The sequence below is a fragment of the Acinetobacter sp. AS5 genome, assembly GCF_048957595.1.
Lineage (GTDB): Bacteria > Pseudomonadota > Gammaproteobacteria > Pseudomonadales > Moraxellaceae > Acinetobacter.
In genome coordinates this window covers 53,081-70,174 of record NZ_JARDAL010000013.1, presented here as the reverse complement: position 1 = coordinate 70,174, position 17,094 = coordinate 53,081, and the positions used below count along the sequence as shown (strand labels likewise).

Here is a 17,094-nt window from a genome sequence, read left to right as displayed (position 1 = left end):
AGGAATTTCTAATGAAGAAAAAAGGTAAATAAAAAAGCGCAAAACTTATGCGAAAAAGTGATTTATATAAAAATGAATATTTACTATTTAAGTTAATCAAACTTATGAAATTTATAATTATTTCTTTAAATCTAATCTGCTGATATGTTTAGCTGAAAAGCAGCATTGCAATTTTAAAATTTAAATCGAGATTGCCAGATATCTTTATCTAAAATTAAGCTAAGGCACCAAAAGAAAAAGTCACTTTAAAGTGACTTTTTGCAAACAATGGAATTGCGTTGATAATTATAAAAAGCCTGACGGGCATCCGGCAGATCATCGACTGAAGCCGGTTCAAAGCCCTGTTCCAGAAACCAGTGCGCGGTGCGGGTGGTTAGAATAAACAGCTGCTGAATCTGCATGCTTTTGGCTTTTTCTTCAAGATAATGCAGGATCTGGCTACCCCGGTTAGACTTGCGATAACTTGGATGTACTGCAACGCAGGCGATTTCTGCAGAACGCAATTCATCACCCGTGGTCGGAATCGGGTAGAGGGCGGCACAGGCCAGAATCATGCCGTCCCGTTCGATTACGGCAAACTGGTTGATTTCATTTTCCAGACGTTCACGGGAGCGATAAACTAGAATACCTTCTTCTTCCAATGGACGCAGCAAACCGATCAGGCCACCGACATCCTGAATATCTGCCATCCGCACTTCTTCATAATGTGCATCGGTGACCAGAGTGCCGGAACCATCACGGGTAAACAGTTCTTCCAGCAGGGCACCATCATAGGCATAAGAAATCAGATGCACCCGATGTACGCCGTTCATGGAGGCTTCCTGTGCGGCTTTTAACTGTAATCCTCTTTCCAATGCATCTTGCTCGACCGGAATAAAATCATCCAGTTGTTGCGGTGTCACTTCGCGTTTGAGTTGGCCGTTACTGTCCATCAGACCATGCTGCTTACCGAGAAAAATCAGTTTATCTGCCTTGAGGCGAATCGCAGTTTTGGTAGCGACTTCTTCAGCCAGCAGATTAAAAACTTCTCCGGTAGTGGAATAACCGGTCGGGCCAAGCACCACAATATTATGACTGTCCAGATGGCGCTGAATCGCATCGGTATCAACCGCGCGCACTTCACCGGTCAACTGAAAATCGATACCATCGCGGATGCCATACGGCTTGGCGGTGACAAAATTCCCTGAAACGGTATCAATCCGGGCGCCATACATCGGCGAATTGGCCAGTCCCATAGACAGCAGTGCTTCAATTTGTAGGCGGATCGAACCGACGGCATTCATCACGCAGCTTAAAGATTCACGTGTGGTGACCCGACGCTGCTGGTAAAAAGGCGTCGTAATCTGGCTTTGAGCCAGATTCTGGTTAATTTGCGGACGTGCACCATGTACCAGAATCAGCCGAATGCCTAAAGAATGTAATAAAGCAATATCGTGAATAATATGCTGAAAGTTATCATTTAAGACGGCTTCGCCATCAAACATGATTACAAAGGTTTTATTGCGGTGCGCATTGATATAAGGCGCAGAATGGCGAAACCAGTGCACATATTGCAAAGTTGTGCTTTGTGACGTTTCTGCTGAAGTCATGCTGTGCCCATTTCAATGATTGAAGATCCAGCTTTGATTCTAATGAAAAAAAATGCAAGTGGAAGTGCAGATATAAAAAAACACCTGAAGGGGACTTCAGGTGTCTGCAAGACGAGCAGTAATGGAAAAAGCTTAGTTCATGATGCGTACAATTTTGTTGGTACGCTCATTCACCAGAACGTAGTCATTGTTGACCTTGTACCATTGCTGGAAACGGCCGGTATTTGGTAAACGGCGTGCTTCGCGATCACTCACTTCAAAACGGTTGTTGTCATATTGACGAGGTAAAGTTTGTCCTACGCGCCAATCACGGCTTGGATTGACCATACGGTTGTTATGACGGCGGTCGTCATTCCATTTCTTGCTATCTTTGGCATTCCAGTGTGGTGCCGGTTTATGCGGATTATGGTCATAACGCGAGTCATGCTGTGGTGCTGCCATTGCAGAAGTAGCTAACAAAGCACTTAGAGATAACGCGATTGTAGTTAAGACTTTTTTCATGGCTCTCACCTTAAGATGTATATCTAATTTCGATGAGACTAAATTAGCGAACAAGTACATAGAAAGCGTGAGGGCTATTTAGTTAAATTGTTAAATTCATGAAGAAATTTAGTAGATGAATCACGCAGTCTGAAAACTGGAAAAGCAGCAAGATTTGCGGATAAACAATTTTCAGCCAGTGAAATAAAAAAGCCCAAACATGGTTGGGCCTGAAAGAAGATTAAATTTGAATGCTCTTATGAACTAGTCACCCACAATCCGGATAATGCTGTTGTTTTCAGAATCCACCAGAATATAGTCATTATTGACTTTGTACCATTGCTGCTTGCGGTCAGGTCGAGGCAGGCGATGGTCTTTATATTCAACTTTATAGCCATTGCCACGATAATGCTGCGGCATCACATAACCCGGCTGCCAGCGTAACTGTTGCAGGCGTTTCACCCCGCGTTCTTCACGCATACGGCGGTTATCCTGCTGATCTTCCTCTCGGAACTCACGGGCTTTCTTCTTGTCATGACCATGACGTGAATCCATACGGGATTCATCATTGAAATGAGGGGCAGCGATGACGACATTGCTCAGCATGAATGTACTGCAAGAAATTGCCAGTGCCACCAAAACCTTTTTCATGTTGAACCCTCATTAAATTGTTCATCTTCTACAGTACCTAATGTACGGAAAAATTGCAGAGAAACTGTGAAGAACAGGCACAAGTTTTATAACAAATGCAGAGATATTATGATGATGTCATAATATCAGACTGCGGTCTTGATCATAAGGCTCGGTATAAAGAGCTATGTTCTTATCTGATCAAAGCGAGGGCAAACATGCAAGCGAAAATCGATGATTTTGTTCAAAAAAGCAGCATTGAATCACTCGTAAAATAATCAATCCTCTACTGAAATGGCAGAAAATTTTATCGGTTTATCTCAAGATTAATTCCATTGTTCTGCTAGACCCTGTAAGGAGTGAATCGCTTCAGCGACTGATTCCGCTTGCAGGGCATCATCTAATGCCACAATCAGGGCCTGTGATAATTGTAATTGTTCAATCTTATGAATTGTTTCAATTTTTCGTTTCTGGTCAGCCATGCTGTACTCCTGTCTGATCTATCTGGCGATATAAGAAGCATAGTTCATATAGATTTATTTGAAAAACCGTATAATTTTATAAAAATGATGTGAAAATTCGATTAATAAATTCTTTTTTTAAAAAAATCAGCTAAAAAAAGAGTACTTTTCAAAAGTACTCTCTCTATAAATTGCTTGGCTTTTAATAAGCGTAGTTCAGGTCAGTATAATCCATTAGTGATTTATGTACATGTGCCTGGATAAAAGTACGTACATCTTCAGCGGTCATGGCTTTGCCCTGATTGCTGATGACATGTTCGATTTCTGGTTGTCCTTCAATCTTAATGCGATAAACAAAATGCTTGGCCAGACGATAACAATCGTCTAATTTTTCAATTCCGGTCACATAATAATAGGCATGTTCAAAATTCAGATCCTGATGTGAAAATACAAATTGCTCGAACAATTTGAGTTTCTGAGCATTTTCGAGTGCTTTGATGTCATCCACGATACTGGCTTCAAACTTGGTGCCGTATTTCTCTGAAATAGGCTGTTGATCAATCAGCAGCGACACCATGCCATCGTCTAAATGGGTCACCGTAATATTGTTTAATTCAGTCATGATGCACTCGAGTGAAATATAGTGGGGCTTAGTATGCTGTTATTTTAATGAAACTCAATGCGAGCGGGGTGAACTTACTTAAGATTTATGCGCTGAATATGACTAAAAATGAAATAAAAAGGGAGCGATTGCTCCCTGAATGACAGACAGAATAATTTAATCCTGTGCATCAATACTCTGGCCATTCATATGCAGGCTGTCATTACCCATCAAATATAGATAAGCCGGCATGATTGAATCGGGGGTAGGCAGGGTTTTCGGATCTTCATTCGGATAGGCCTTGGCGCGCATGGCAGTCCGCGTTGCCCCGGGATTGATGCAGTTATAACGGATATTCGGATGTACCTGCTCTTTGGCAAATAACTGGCTTACCGCTTCAATAGCAATTTTAGAAACCGAATACGCACCCCAGCGTTCGCGGGCTTCGCGGCCTACACCTGAGCTGGCAAAAACCACAGAAGCATGTTCGGATTTGGATAATAACGGTAACAGCGCTTGGGTCATGACAAAGGGTGCACGCAGATTGACCGCCATCACATCATCCCAGACATTGACCGGATAATCCGCCAAGGGAACCCGTTCGCCTAAAATGCCGGCATTGTGCAGAATGCCGTCCAGACGACCAAACTGACGGTCTAGCGTATCGAGCAAAAGCTCATAATCACGTTCTGACGCACTCGATAGTTGTAGCGGCAAGATGGCAGGTTGCGGCGCACCCAAACTTTCAATTTCATCATAAATGACTTCGAGTTTGTTTAAGGTACGCCCATGCAGCACCACAGTTGCGCCATGCAAGGCATAACTGATTGCTGCTGCACGTCCAATGCCATCGCCCGCACCTGTGATTAGGATGATACGATCCTTGAGCAGATCGGGGCGAGGTTGATATGCTGAATATTTCATTATCTACCTCCTCACTTCTTATTATTTAGTGTTAAGCGTTCAAGATACCGCAGTATGCTGCTTCAGTACTAGTGTCTGAATCAATTGATGTAATTCTGTCACAGTATGCACGATATGGTCGGCCTGCCAGGCGTTTAAATCGTCTTTGTATTGCAACGGCAAATAACCATAAGCAGCCAGAATGGTCAGCATCTGGGCATGACGGCCGGCATCAATATCTCGGGGATGATCTCCGACATAGATACAGTCTTCCGCGGCAAGATTCAGTTGCTTGGCTGCCAGATACATCGGTTCAGGATCGGGTTTGGTCCGAGTGACATCTTCCGGACATACCAGCACTGCGCAGCGTTCACTCAGGTTCAGCGCTTGCAGTAAAGCCTCGCTGAGCCAGCGCGGTTTATTGGTCACAATCCCCCAAGGAATGTCATTTTCCTCTAGCTGTTCAAGTAATGGATACATGCCATCAAACAGATCGGTATCGACCGCAATATCTGCGCCGTACATGTCCAGAAAGCGCTGACGGTGTTGCAGAAAGACCGGATCTTCCAGTTGCAGTTCCGGATAAACCAGTTTCACCATAGCGCGAGCGCCTTCGGAGACCTGGGTACGAATCAGCTCGGGTGCAACCAGTGGGCGGCCTTCTTCACGGCACATCTGCTGGATAATTCGGATAAAATCGGCAGCGGTATCAATCAGGGTTCCATCTAGGTCAAATAAAACGGCTTTCATGCTGTGGTCTCTGCTGCGCTATCTTTCACGGTATAAACCATGTAGTTCACATCAACATTCGGTGCCAGCCAATAACGCTTGGTCAGCGGATTATAGTGCAGACCGGTCATGTCTTTGAGCTTTAAACCAGCGTTACGAATATCATGTGCCAGTTCAGACGGCTTGATAAATTTGCTGTAATCATGGGTGCCTTTGGCCAGCATGCGCAAGACATATTCTGCCCCGATAATCGCAAATAAATAGGACTTTGGATTACGGTTAATGGTCGAGAAGAATACATGACCACCTGGCTTGACCAGCTTGTGACAGGCCTGAATAATCGATGCCGGATCTGGCACATGCTCTAGCATTTCCATGCAGGTCACGATGTCATATTGGCCAGCCTGTTCCTCTGCCAGTTGCTCAACCGGCACCTGACGATATTCAATATTGTTCACACCTTCCTGTTCGGCATGGATGCGTGCCACATTTAAAGGGGCTGCGCCCATATCAATCCCGAGTACATCGGCACCGCGTCGCGCCATGCTTTCGGCCAGAATACCGCCACCACAGCCGACATCCAGCACTTTTTTGCCGCTCAGGCCTCCGGCATGTTCATCAATCCAGTTTAAACGCAGTGGATTAATCATGTGCAAGGGGCGGAACTCGGAATGCTGATCCCACCATATAGCTGCAAATGCTTCAAACTTGGCAATTTCTTGTGGATCAACATTCAATTGCGACATCGGTGTCACCTCAATCAGTCATGATTAGCTAAAAATATATATGTGCCGAATGGCCAGAGAAACTGATTTAAAACCTTGAAAATCAGTTCGATGGTTTAGTGTAGCGATTCTGGCAGAAAAAGCGATAAAAGCAGCAAAAAAGTTCACAGAATGAAAACGAAACCGGCATAATTGATTTATAGTGAACACATAAACTAAGCATAATGATTTAGAGGACGATAATCCGAATGAAAAAATTCCTTTTAGGCACTGTTGCCGCATCTGTTTTGGCCTTTTCAGGCAATGCTATGGCCAATTTTGTGGCAGGTCAGGACTATCAGGTGGTTGCAAAACCAGTCAAAGTCGAAAAACCGGGCAGAATTGAGGTACGTGAATTCTTCTGGTACGGCTGTGGTCACTGTTTCGCGCTTGAACCACATATGCAGGGCTGGTTGAAAAAATTACCAAAAGATGTACGTTTTGTACGTACGCCGGCTGCAATGAATCCACTCTGGGAACAGGCAGCACGTGCTTATTATGTGTCTGAAGCATTGGGTGTGCGTCAAAAAGCACATTTACAATTATTCCATGATATTCATGACAAGCAACGTCCAATTTTAGAACAGGCACAACTGGCTAAGTTCTATACCCGCTATGGTATTTCTGAAGCAAAATTTAACAGCACCTATAAATCTTTCCCGATCACTTCGAAAATTGCCCAAGCCAAAAATCTGGCTGCTCAGTATCAGTTAAGTGGTGTTCCGGCAGTGACCGTGAATGGTAAATATATTGTGCAGGGTAATGATGCCAAAGTCATTCAGGTGGTGAATTACCTGATCGAGAAAGAGCGTAAAGCCAAATAAGTCTGAACTGACGATCAGTAAAAAAAACCTGCATCATGATGCAGGTTTTTTTTATTTAGACTGGAGGAATGACCGCTTCATTGAGCACAGGGCTTGCGGTTTCAACTGTTTCGGCAGGTCGCCGGTACCAGTGCAAAATGCCACGCAGCAAGAGTTGCATCTGTAGCACACTTTGGGTTTTAAAGGCATTGGATTGGGCGCGGCGCAGATCTGGATCAGCCTGATGCTGCAGATGAATCCAGCCCATGGCCCAGTTCAGAAACAGCTCAATCAGCATCTGTGCCAGAGCCTGCAAGTCCTGTGGTGCCTGAATATGTCGGGTAGATTGCATCTTGGCCAGTTCATGCATGACATCTTCAGCCAGAAAATGAATTTCCCGTTCAATTCCGGCACGTAATACGTCCGAACCGCCCCAACGTTCTGCCACAAAAAAAATCCAGGGTTCAGGATGGTATTCGACCGCCTGAAAAAAGAGTTCAAGTCCCGTGTGAGTTCGGGTATTCGGCTGATACAGATAAGCCTGTCCCAGCTGATTGAGGACACCCTTGATATGAATCGCAACCTGATCCAGCAATTCCAGGCCCAGCTGGTTCATATCCTGAAAGTGCCGATAGAACGCCGTCGGTACCAGTTCGACCGCATTCGCAACTTCACGCAGACTGATCGTACTGAAAGCACGACCCTGACTGCTGAATGCTAGTGTCGCATCGAGTAGTGCCTGATGACTTTGCTGCTTGCGATCTTCACGTAAGGACATAAATGGGTTTCCTGTCACTGGCTTCCCTCATAGGGAGTTTTAGTCTAGCAAAAATTAAATCAAATCGTATTGCCACAGATCGGCAGAATTTTGACATCTCGTAGCGAGCTGATGCATTGATTTTGTAAATGAATCACCAGGCTGCCTAATCTTGGCAAAGGCTTCTGCTATACTGAGCCGCAATTATTTTGAACCCATACAGGACTTATTATGCGTATCGACCAGCGAGCATTAGATCAATTACGTGAAGTGAAAATTACCCGTAACTATACACGTTATGCGGAAGGCTCTGTATTGATTGAATTTGGTCATACCAAAGTACTCTGTACTGCCAGTGTGGATAGTTCTGTACCGCGTTTCCTCAAAGGTCAGGGCCAAGGCTGGGTGACTGCTGAATATGGCATGTTGCCACGTTCAACTCATACCCGTAGTGACCGTGAAGCGGCACGTGGCAAACAGAGTGGCCGTACCCAGGAGATTCAGCGTCTGATTGGTCGTAGCTTGCGCTCAATGGTCGATCTGAAAAAGCTGGGTGAAAATACCATTACCATCGACTGTGATGTAATTCAGGCCGATGGCGGTACCCGTACTGCAGCGATTACCGGTGCTGCGGTGGCCTTGGTCGATGCCATGAACGTCTTGCTGGAAAGAAAAAAAATCAAACATGATCCATTAAAAGGTTTGGTGGCTGCGGTTTCTGTTGGTATTTTCAAAGATGAAGTTTTACTGGATCTTTGCTATGAAGAAGATTCAAACTGTCAAACCGATTTGAATGTGGTGATGACTCAGGCTGGTGAATTTATTGAAATTCAAGGTACTGCAGAAGACAAACCATTTACCCGCGCACAATCGAATGCCATGCTGGAAATGGCCGAGAAAGGCATCCAGGAACTGGTGAAAAAACAGCAAGAAGCTTTAGGCTGGTAATCCATCCCATGCTGAGAAACGCATCTCCGGATGCGTTTTTTTATGCCTGAAATTTCACTCTGCAACTGTATCCAAAAAATGCATTACAAAACTTCCTGACAAAAATCCGACATGAATCGGCTATATCTGAACCGGTTTTAAACCGATATTGGATCAGGCGAGATCACAATGAGGAATGCGACATGAAACAGTGGCTTTGTGCAATTTCATTGCTGGGCGTGTTTGGATTAACTGCCTGTGACTGGGGCAATAATCGTGAAGATGACGAGCGTTCAGTATTAAATCAGGATCGTGATGAGGATAGCGGAAGATATAACGACCGTGATGGTGACGATGATGACCGCGATCGCCGAGGTAATCGGGACGACGATGATGATTAAGGTCTAAGATAGAAAATTGAGCAAAATATACGCAAAAAATTTTTCTAAAAATAAAAAAAGGGTGCTTCGCACCCTCTACGGTCATCTATCCCATTTAGGCTTAAGCATTGAAACGCATCGACAGATCAATGGCTTTGACATCTTTGGTCAATACACCCATAGAAATATAATCTACGCCGGTACTCGCGACTTCACGTAAATTATCAATCGTGATGTTGCCTGAGGCTTCCAGTTTGCAGCGACCGGCCACATGTTGCACCGCGTCGATCATCTGCTGCTGAGTGAAATTGTCTAGCATCACGATATCGGCATGGGCTTCGAGTGCCTGATTCAGCTCATCCCAAGTTTCCACTTCGACTTCAACTGGTTTGCCCGGCGCAATCTGATGGGCCTTGGCAATCGCCTGGATAATGCCACCCGCTGCCATAATATGATTTTCTTTAATCAAAAAGGCATCGAACAGGCCCAAACGATGGTTCTGACCACCGCCAATGGCCACGGCATATTTTTGTGCAATACGCAGACCCGGAAGTGTTTTGCGGGTATCTAACAGTTTGGTATTTAAGCCTTGTAGCTCTTTGACATAGTGGGCGGTTTTAGTCGCAACCGCAGACAGCGTTTGGACAAAGTTTAGCGCAGGGCGCTCCACGGTGAGTAGGCTACGTGCAGATCCGGCCAGTTTTAAAAATGCTTGATTGGCTTGAACATGATCGCCATCATTTTTCAGCCAGATCACTTCAACGCTCGGATCATAGGCCTGAATCAAGGCATTTACCCAAGGCTGACCGGCCAAAACCATGTCTTCACGGCTAATGATGGTGGCAGTGGCCTGTTCATCTTCAGGAGTTAGCAGAGCAGTAATATCACCGTCACCGATATCTTCTGAAAGTGCTTGTTGAATATTGATCTGAATCGACTGGTCGAGCAAAGCTTGAGATATGCGCATGAGTATTTCCGTATCTTTTTTAAGCCGTGAAAATTGCGCCTTATCTTAGCACCGTTACATAAAAGATGAGCGATTTTTCATCCAGTTTGCCGGGATGAATTGAGATTTCTCCTTGAAAGTTTTAGCATGAAGTCGGCTGCAATGCTGATCTTGCAGATTTTATTTTGGGGAGAACGGTTTTATGCAACAGGCAGCTGAGTTTCAGGTCACGGACGGGCAACTAATCGGTGCACGTCAAATCCCGTCTCCCAATTTTAATCAGCGGCCAGAACAGACCGAGATTCAATTGCTGGTGATTCACAATATCAGCCTGCCACCTTCACAGTTTGGCGGCGGTTATATTGAGCAGTTTTTTCAGAATCAGCTGGACTGGTCGGTACATCCCTATTTTCAAACCATTGAAGGAATGCAGGTGTCGACCCATTTGCTGATTTTACGATCTGGCGAAGTACTGCAATTTGTCAATTTTAATGACCGTGCCTGGCATGCCGGCCGCTCGACCTATTTGGGCAAAAAAGAATGTAATGATTATTCGATCGGGATTGAGCTGGAAGGCAGTGATGACTTGCCTTTTGAAACTGAACAATATCAGGCCTTGGTGAAAGTCACGGCCTGTCTGCAACAGCATTATTCTAAGATTCAGCAGCATATTGCCGGGCATTCGGATATTGCACCGGGCCGTAAGACCGATCCGGGACCGTATTTTAACTGGGCTGATTTTCGTACACAGTTACAGCATTATAAAAACACCTCAAGCTCGCTTGAGCGATGAAATTAAGCAATGAACTTCTGACAAAAGTTTCATTACAATAGCCACAAATTTATACATTAGGTGAATAGGATGGCGCTTTGGCGTTCGACCGTCATTGTAAGTGCGATGACCATGTTGTCACGCGTACTGGGATTGGTTCGAGATATTGTTTTACTGAATGTCTTTGGTGCTGGTAAAGACTTCGATACCTTCGTAGTCGCATTTCGTATTCCAAACTTTTTCAGGCGTTTATTTGCCGAAGGCGCATTTTCACAGGCGTTTATTCCGGTACTGACCGAATATAAAACCAGTCGCACGCATACCGAAGTCCAGATCTTGATTAGCCGGGTGTTTGGCTGTCTGGCGACGGTCATGACGACGTTGACCATGGTCGCGATCATTGCTGCGCCATTGATCATGTATATCTATGCGCCCGGTTTCCATAGCGATCCTGAAAAGTTCGCTCTGGCGACCAACATGTTCCGCCTGACCATTCCTTATTTGCTGTTCATGTCACTGACGGCTTTTGCCAGCAGTATTCTGAACAGTTATGGCTCTTTTAGCACGCCAGCATTTGCACCGGTCTTGCTGAATGTGGCGATGATTGCCGGAGCGCTCTGGCTTACGCCTTATATGGCCGAGCCGATTATGGCGCTGGGCTGGGCTGTGATCATTGCTGGTATTTTACAGCTGGCCATCCAGATTCCGGAATTGTGGCGTAAAAACTTGCTGATTCCACCGAAAATTGACTTCAAGCATGAAGGCGTAGATCGCATCATGAAGTTGATGCTGCCGGCATTATTTGGTGTATCTGTCACGCAAATTAACCTGCTATTAAATACCATTTGGGCCTCATTCATGCAGGATGGTTCGGTGTCTTGGTTGTATAGTGCCGAGCGTATGACTGAATTGCCACTAGGACTCATTGGTGTTGCAATTGGTACTGTGATTCTGCCGTCCTTATCAGCACGACATACTGAACAGAATCCGGAAAAATTCCGTGGCATGATGGACTGGGCAGCCAAAGTCATTGTGATGGCTGGTCTACCCGCCAGTATTGCGCTGTTTATGCTGTCGACTCCGATTATTCAGGCCCTGTTTGAACGTGGTCAGTTCACCTTTGAAGATACCCAGATGACGGCATTGGCACTGCAATGTATGAGCGGTGGTGTGATTGCCTTTATGTTGATTAAAGTCTTTGCACCCGGTTTTTATGCAAAGCAGGATACCAGAACCCCGGTGCGGGTCGGTCTGATGGCTGTGGCGGCCAATGCGATTCTGAACGTGATCTTTATCGGTTTCTTCAAGCTGATTGACTGGGAAGCAGAGCATATGGCCCTTGCGTTGGCATCGACGGGTTCAGCCATGGTCAATGCCGGTTTGCTTTATTATTATCTGCATAAGCGTGATATTTTCCGTTTTGGTTCGCACTGGAAAAAAATCTTCCTGCAATTCATGTTTGCCAATGTGGTGATGATTGCGGCTCTGGCCTATGCCCTAAGCTGGTATAACGCAGATGTATCACAATGGATGCGTGTTTTAGAAGTATTGATCTTATGTGTTGTGGGTGTGGTGGCGTACGTTGCAGCCTTGCTGGTAGCGGGTTTTAGACCACGTCATTTAAAACCTTAAGTTCATATTGAAAGAAGTATTTTTGATCAAAATAGATCATTAAAATACCCATAAAAAAACAAGAGCCAGAAGGCTCTTGTTTTTTGAAAGCTAACACTTGCTTTGAACAGGTCTAGCGTAAATCTAGACCTTGCCGCGCGAAAGAAAACCAACGATCGCAAGAATCACCGCAATTACCAACAAGATAATTGCAAAATCCTTAGACAAGCCTGCGACGCCACCGAAACCAAGTAGACTCGCAATTAATGCAATAACAGCAAAAATAATAGCCCAGCGAAACATATATATTCTCCATGTGTTTTTATTTTCAAATTTAGTATAGAAATAAACGATTCCAGCGACTGTTAGTGTTTTGTTGATGAACTGTCTATGATTTAACAATAGTTTACGTGATAGTAATAAGAATTTGAGGCGGTAGGTCTGCAGGGTTCTGGCTGCTATAATAAGCTGATTTTTGAATGTGCCGACCTGATCATGAGCGATACTTTACGTCCCGAATTCTGGAAAAACTATTCACTTGCTGAACTGACGCAAGTCGAGTGGGAGGCCTTGTGTGATGGTTGCGGATTATGTTGTCTGATTAAGCTGGAAGATGAAGATACTCAGGAAGTCGCATATACCAAAGTGGCCTGCAAATTACTGGATTGTAGCACTGCGCGTTGTTCCAATTATTCGGATCGTTTGCAATATGTGCCGGACTGTATTCAGCTCACGCCAGAGAAGCTGGAAACGATTCACTGGTTGCCTTCGAGTTGTGCCTATCGCCGGGTAGAGCAGGGCAAAAGCCTGCCATCCTGGCATTATCTGATCAGCGGTTCACGGGAAAGTGTGATTCAGGCACGTAAGTCGGCAGCAGGGCGCTGCCTGAGTGAAAGCGACATTCATGAAGATGACATCGAAGACTATATCGTACGTTGGGTGCGTTAAATCGGCCTGCGTGATGCGTTTATTGATCTGCTGGATGGAGTAGAGCCTGAGCCGAAGCACCGGCCATCGGGCGATAGAAATAGAATCCTTGTCCTATCTGACAGTCACAATGGATCAGGGTATCCAGCTGTTCTGTATTCTCGATTCCTTCCACCAGAACATCCAGTGCAATACTAGAGCCTATCTGAGTAATGGCTTTGACAATAGCCAGGGCAGACGGGTCACTGTTCATGCGTTCTACAAAGTTGCGGTCAATCTTGATGCAATCGACCGGATAGTCCTGCAAGCGAGTCAGCGAAGAATGTCCAGTGCCGAAATCATCCAGCGAAATCTGGATTCCAGCCTGTTTCAGCAGGTTGAGGGCGCGAACCACATAATTGGCACCATGCTCGGACAGGCTCTGTTCGGTAATTTCCAGTTCAACTTTGTGGGCCGGAATATCGAAATTGGACAGGCGTGCCAACAGTTTTTCGGCATAGTCATCGCGCAGGAATTCGACCGGTGCAGCATTGATGGAAATCGGTAACAGATCCAGACCTTGTGCCTGCCAGCGACTCATATCTGCAAAGACTTTCAGTTGCATGGTCTCACTGATGCGTGAGGCCAGCTCATAGTCCTGAAAGGCAGCAAAAATTTCGGAAGGTAACTGAATGTTCTGATTCTGATCTTGCCAGCGTAATAGTGCTTCGAAACCAATCACTGCACCATCAGAAAGACGTACTTTAGGTTGGTAATAGGGAATGATCTGATCGGCCAGAATAATCTTGCGAGCCAGAGTCAGCTGCTTGGTTATATTTTCCAGTGACCCACACATTTCCTGATTAAACATGCGGATGCCACCACGACCACTATTTTTCAGGTCATTTAAGGCGATATCAGCACATTTCAGCAGATTAGAGGTATTCAATGCATCACGTGGATAGATGGCACAGCCAATACTCATGGCACTGCTGATGCTATTGCCGACATAATTGATGGGCTGATCCAGCTGGGCATAGGCCATTTGCGCCGTTGCCAGCAGCTGCTCTTCACTTTCCAGATTTTTGACCAGTACGGCAAATTCATCGCCACCCAAACGGGCGATGATGGTATTTGGCCCGAAGCAGGTCTGGAAACGTTTGCCCAAGACATGTAGCAGATGATCGCCGGCAATATGGCCCAAGGTGTCATTAATATGCCGGAAATAGTCCAGATCAATCAGCAGTAAACCCGCCATGGTCTGCTGTTGTTTGGCCTTTAAAAGCACCTGCTTAAAGGTTTTATAGAAGGTACTACGATTATACAGGCCGGTGAGTTCATCCCGTTTAATTACTTCTTTTAAACGCGTTTCTGCAATTTTTTGCTGACTGATATTACGTGATACACAGAGGATATTTTGAGTAATATTCTGCTGATCCAGAATCGGGGTGAGCAGATGATCCCAATATTGGATCGGTTGATCTTTGATCTGGATTTTGCTGGAGAAACGGCTGTTTAAGCCTTGGGCTGCCTGTTTCAAAGCACGTTGCCCGGATTTTCGGGCTTCAGGGCTTAAGCGATTTAACCAGCACAATGAACGGTCCTGATCTTGTTCTGCGGTCTCATTTGCTTGTGCGAGACAGCCAGCTTGGTTGCTATGCTGAATCTCGCCTTCAGGACTGATAATGTTGATGCAGTCTGCGCTGGCATCCAACATGTTTTCCTGGGTTGAAACAATCTGAGAAAGTTGCTGTTGGATTTCAAAATAATCATGCACATCAGTCAGGGAAACGGCCCATTGCAGCAAATGTTCAGGTTCATGATGAAATTTTACCGCTAGGGTACACATGCGATAATGGGTATCACTGCGTTTAATCCGGCACTGGGTTTCAAAGTTCTGATGCTGATCCAGCGCAGCATGCCACTGCGCTAAAAACAGCTGCAAGTCTTCTGCATGAATAAAGCTCTGCCATTGCGGATGACCCTGTTCATTCAGGTTCACGCCAAGATAATCAGTCAAGGCATCGTTAAAATATTGCAGATGTTTTTTGTTGCTGACCCACAAGGGTTGCGGTAAGGCATCGATCAGATTTTTTAACAAAACCGATTCAGACAAGTGAACGTGGGGTGCAATCAGTGATGATGACGTCAGTGGCTTAGACCGACTCACAGCTCCCTGTTCAAATTTATCATGCTTCATGCATTCACCACTACAACCCAAAAGTGCCCAAGGGGCGAGATAAGTTTCTTTTAATTAGAATAAACAATATGAAAATTACACTGTAATTAATTCACAATTAATCATGTTCAAATTATTCGCTTTTATAGAGATTAATTCATTCAGAATTAAAAAAATAGAGGATATCTACATAAATTAATTTTTTATGCTTGATGTTTGCATTCTTGGAATCAAAACTGCTGATGTTAGAATGAGATCAGAATTTAGTTTGAGCCAATAATAACATGTCAGATAGTCATATCCCGCTTCCAGAACGCTTACGGCCACGCGACCTTACACAGATTATCGGGCAGGAACATTTGCTGGGAGAACATGCGCCCTTACGCCAGATGATTGATCAGGGGCATCTGCCTTCGATCATTTTTTGGGGACCTCCCGGGGTCGGCAAAACTACCATTGCCTTATTATTGGCTCAAGCGGTAGACCGGCCTTTTATCAGTCTGTCTGCCCTGAATACCGGCGTGAAAGAGCTACGTGAAATCATTGCCGAAGGTGGCGATTTGCTGACGCCAGTGGTGTTTATTGACGAAATTCACCGTTTTAATAAATCCCAGCAGGATGCATTATTAAATGCGGTCGAGAAAGGCAAAATTACCCTGATTGGCGCCACCACCGAAAACCCGTCTTTCGAAGTGAATAGTGCTTTGTTATCACGTTGTCAGGTGTATAGCCTGAATGCGTTGAGTGCTGAATCGATTCAGACTTTGTTGACGCAAGCCTTGCAAAATGACTCTTTCTTACAGGAAAGACATATCCTGATTGAAGAATTTGATGCCCTGATCCAGTTCGCGGCAGGAGATGCCCGCAAGGCGCTGAATTTACTGGATCTGATTGCCAGTACCTTTGAAGCGGATATGGAAAATATCATTACCAATGCGGTGGTGGTGAAAGTGGCACAGCAAAATATTGCCCGCTATGACAAGTCTGGTGAGCAGCACTATGATTTAGTTTCGGCCTTTATTAAATCAATTCGCGGCAGTGACCCAGATGCGGCCCTGTACTGGATGGCACGCATGCTCAAAGGCGGTGAAGATCCGGTATTCATTGCACGGCGCATGTTGATTGCCGCATCCGAAGATATCGGCAACTCCAATCCAAATGCTTTGCTATTGGCTGGTGAATGTTTCCGTTCTGTGCAAGCCGTAGGCATGCCGGAATGCAGGATTATTTTGGGACAATGTGCGGTTTATCTAGCGACCAGTGCCAAAAGTAATAGTACCTATCTGGCGATTAACAAGGCGATGGAACTCGCAGATAAAACCTCAAATCTGCCAGTGCCTTTGCACTTAAGGAATGCACCGACCAAACTGATGAAAGAACAGGGCTATGGCGTGGATTATCTGTATCCGCATAATTATCCTGAGCATTTTGTGCTGCAAGAATATATGCCGCCAGAATTGAAAAATACCAAACTGTATGAATCAGCACGTAATAAACGTGAAGTTGAAGGGGAGCGTTTACAGCAACGCCGTTGGCAACAGCAACAACAGTAGCAATAAAGCTGGGTATCTCAACTAATTGAACAGAGTAAAAAAAGCCCAATTCAAGGTGAATTGGGCTGAAAGTAGGATGTTTTTTGAGGGAGATAACATCCTA

Annotated in this window: 19 protein-coding genes; 7 read left to right on the top strand and 12 right to left on the bottom strand. The window is 45.1% G+C overall.

The annotated features are described in order from the left end of the window. Positions 1 to 245 precede the first annotated feature (245 nt). The 8 genes from argA to ubiG form a co-directional block, all read right to left on the bottom strand. Positions 246 to 1,589 (bottom strand): amino-acid N-acetyltransferase, encoded by a 1,344-nt coding sequence (argA, locus tag PV763_RS05720; protein ID WP_004729045.1) that lies wholly within the window; start codon positions 1,587 to 1,589, stop codon positions 246 to 248. A gap of 132 nt (positions 1,590 to 1,721) precedes the next feature. Further along, positions 1,722 to 2,090 (bottom strand): RcnB family protein, encoded by a 369-nt coding sequence (locus PV763_RS05715; protein ID WP_278357547.1) that lies wholly within the window; start codon positions 2,088 to 2,090, stop codon positions 1,722 to 1,724. A 243-nt stretch (positions 2,091 to 2,333) separates the two neighbouring features. Next, positions 2,334 to 2,720: an RcnB family protein gene (locus PV763_RS05710; protein ID WP_004281230.1), complete on the bottom strand. Its 387-nt coding sequence runs from the start codon at positions 2,718 to 2,720 to the stop codon at positions 2,334 to 2,336. A gap of 305 nt (positions 2,721 to 3,025) precedes the next feature. Further along, entirely contained in the window at positions 3,026 to 3,181 is a 156-nt protein-coding gene (locus tag PV763_RS05705; RefSeq protein ID WP_171254894.1) for a hypothetical protein, read from the bottom strand. Positions 3,182 to 3,362: 181 nt separating this feature from the next. Then, complete coding sequence (locus tag PV763_RS05700) at positions 3,363 to 3,782, bottom strand: hypothetical protein (RefSeq protein ID WP_420937477.1); 420 nt, start codon at positions 3,780 to 3,782, stop codon at positions 3,363 to 3,365. A gap of 156 nt (positions 3,783 to 3,938) precedes the next feature. Further along, the gene (locus tag PV763_RS05695; RefSeq protein ID WP_005094903.1) at positions 3,939 to 4,685 is read right to left on the bottom strand and encodes a YciK family oxidoreductase; all 747 of its coding nucleotides are present in this window, start codon (positions 4,683 to 4,685) and stop codon (positions 3,939 to 3,941) included. Between the two features lie 39 nt (positions 4,686 to 4,724). Continuing rightward, positions 4,725 to 5,414, bottom strand: coding sequence for an HAD family hydrolase (locus PV763_RS05690; RefSeq protein WP_004281234.1), 690 nt, complete (start codon positions 5,412 to 5,414; stop codon positions 4,725 to 4,727). Next, positions 5,411 to 6,139, bottom strand: coding sequence for a bifunctional 2-polyprenyl-6-hydroxyphenol methylase/3-demethylubiquinol 3-O-methyltransferase UbiG (gene ubiG, locus PV763_RS05685; RefSeq protein ID WP_004729050.1), 729 nt, complete (start codon positions 6,137 to 6,139; stop codon positions 5,411 to 5,413). The genes PV763_RS05690 and ubiG overlap by 4 nt, the downstream gene beginning before the upstream one ends. A 227-nt stretch (positions 6,140 to 6,366) precedes the next feature. On the opposite strand from ubiG, the gene PV763_RS05680 reads away from it, so the two are divergent. Continuing rightward, complete coding sequence (locus tag PV763_RS05680; protein WP_121979808.1) at positions 6,367 to 6,981, top strand: thiol:disulfide interchange protein DsbA/DsbL; 615 nt, start codon at positions 6,367 to 6,369, stop codon at positions 6,979 to 6,981. A 55-nt stretch (positions 6,982 to 7,036) separates the two neighbouring features. On the opposite strand, the gene PV763_RS05675 is transcribed toward PV763_RS05680, so the two are convergent. Beyond that, positions 7,037 to 7,738, bottom strand: coding sequence for a TetR family transcriptional regulator (locus tag PV763_RS05675; protein ID WP_044108781.1), 702 nt, complete (start codon positions 7,736 to 7,738; stop codon positions 7,037 to 7,039). Between the two features lie 210 nt (positions 7,739 to 7,948). On the opposite strand from PV763_RS05675, the gene rph reads away from it, so the two are divergent. After that, a complete protein-coding gene (rph, locus tag PV763_RS05670; RefSeq protein WP_044108782.1) occupies positions 7,949 to 8,665 on the top strand; it encodes a ribonuclease PH in 717 nt (238 codons plus the stop codon). A 182-nt stretch (positions 8,666 to 8,847) separates the two neighbouring features. Continuing rightward, the gene (locus tag PV763_RS05665) at positions 8,848 to 9,045 is read left to right on the top strand and encodes a hypothetical protein (protein ID WP_005261504.1); all 198 of its coding nucleotides are present in this window, start codon (positions 8,848 to 8,850) and stop codon (positions 9,043 to 9,045) included. A gap of 100 nt (positions 9,046 to 9,145) precedes the next feature. On the opposite strand, the gene nadC is transcribed toward PV763_RS05665, so the two are convergent. Then, entirely contained in the window at positions 9,146 to 9,991 is an 846-nt protein-coding gene (gene nadC, locus PV763_RS05660; RefSeq protein WP_420937476.1) for a carboxylating nicotinate-nucleotide diphosphorylase, read from the bottom strand. Between the two features lie 181 nt (positions 9,992 to 10,172). Here nadC and ampD point away from each other — a divergent pair, with 181 nt between their 5' ends. Together ampD and murJ are read left to right on the top strand one after the other, a co-directional pair. Further along, on the top strand, positions 10,173 to 10,763 hold the full coding sequence (gene ampD / locus PV763_RS05655) for a 1,6-anhydro-N-acetylmuramyl-L-alanine amidase AmpD (protein WP_180180779.1): 591 nt from the start codon (positions 10,173 to 10,175) through the stop codon (positions 10,761 to 10,763). A 60-nt stretch (positions 10,764 to 10,823) separates the two neighbouring features. After that, positions 10,824 to 12,374, top strand: a complete 1,551-nt coding sequence (murJ, locus tag PV763_RS05650; protein ID WP_171248494.1) for a murein biosynthesis integral membrane protein MurJ — start codon at positions 10,824 to 10,826, stop codon at positions 12,372 to 12,374. A 123-nt stretch (positions 12,375 to 12,497) separates the two neighbouring features. On the opposite strand, the gene PV763_RS05645 is transcribed toward murJ, so the two are convergent. Then, entirely contained in the window at positions 12,498 to 12,656 is a 159-nt protein-coding gene (locus tag PV763_RS05645; protein WP_004647174.1) for a DUF1328 domain-containing protein, read from the bottom strand. Positions 12,657 to 12,848: 192 nt separating this feature from the next. On the opposite strand from PV763_RS05645, the gene PV763_RS05640 reads away from it, so the two are divergent. Next, positions 12,849 to 13,301, top strand: coding sequence for a YcgN family cysteine cluster protein (locus PV763_RS05640; protein ID WP_004647175.1), 453 nt, complete (start codon positions 12,849 to 12,851; stop codon positions 13,299 to 13,301). Positions 13,302 to 13,320: 19 nt separating this feature from the next. Here the strand turns inward: PV763_RS05640 and PV763_RS05635 are convergent, their stop codons facing one another. Then, positions 13,321 to 15,459 carry a putative bifunctional diguanylate cyclase/phosphodiesterase gene (locus PV763_RS05635; RefSeq protein WP_191112988.1) on the bottom strand — a complete coding sequence of 713 codons (2,139 nt, stop codon included), beginning with the start codon at positions 15,457 to 15,459 and terminating at the stop codon, positions 13,321 to 13,323. Positions 15,460 to 15,722: 263 nt separating this feature from the next. Between PV763_RS05635 and PV763_RS05630 the strand changes: the two genes are divergently transcribed. Next, positions 15,723 to 16,991 (top strand): replication-associated recombination protein A, encoded by a 1,269-nt coding sequence (locus tag PV763_RS05630; protein ID WP_005261508.1) that lies wholly within the window; start codon positions 15,723 to 15,725, stop codon positions 16,989 to 16,991. The last annotated feature ends 103 nt before the right edge of the window (positions 16,992 to 17,094 follow it).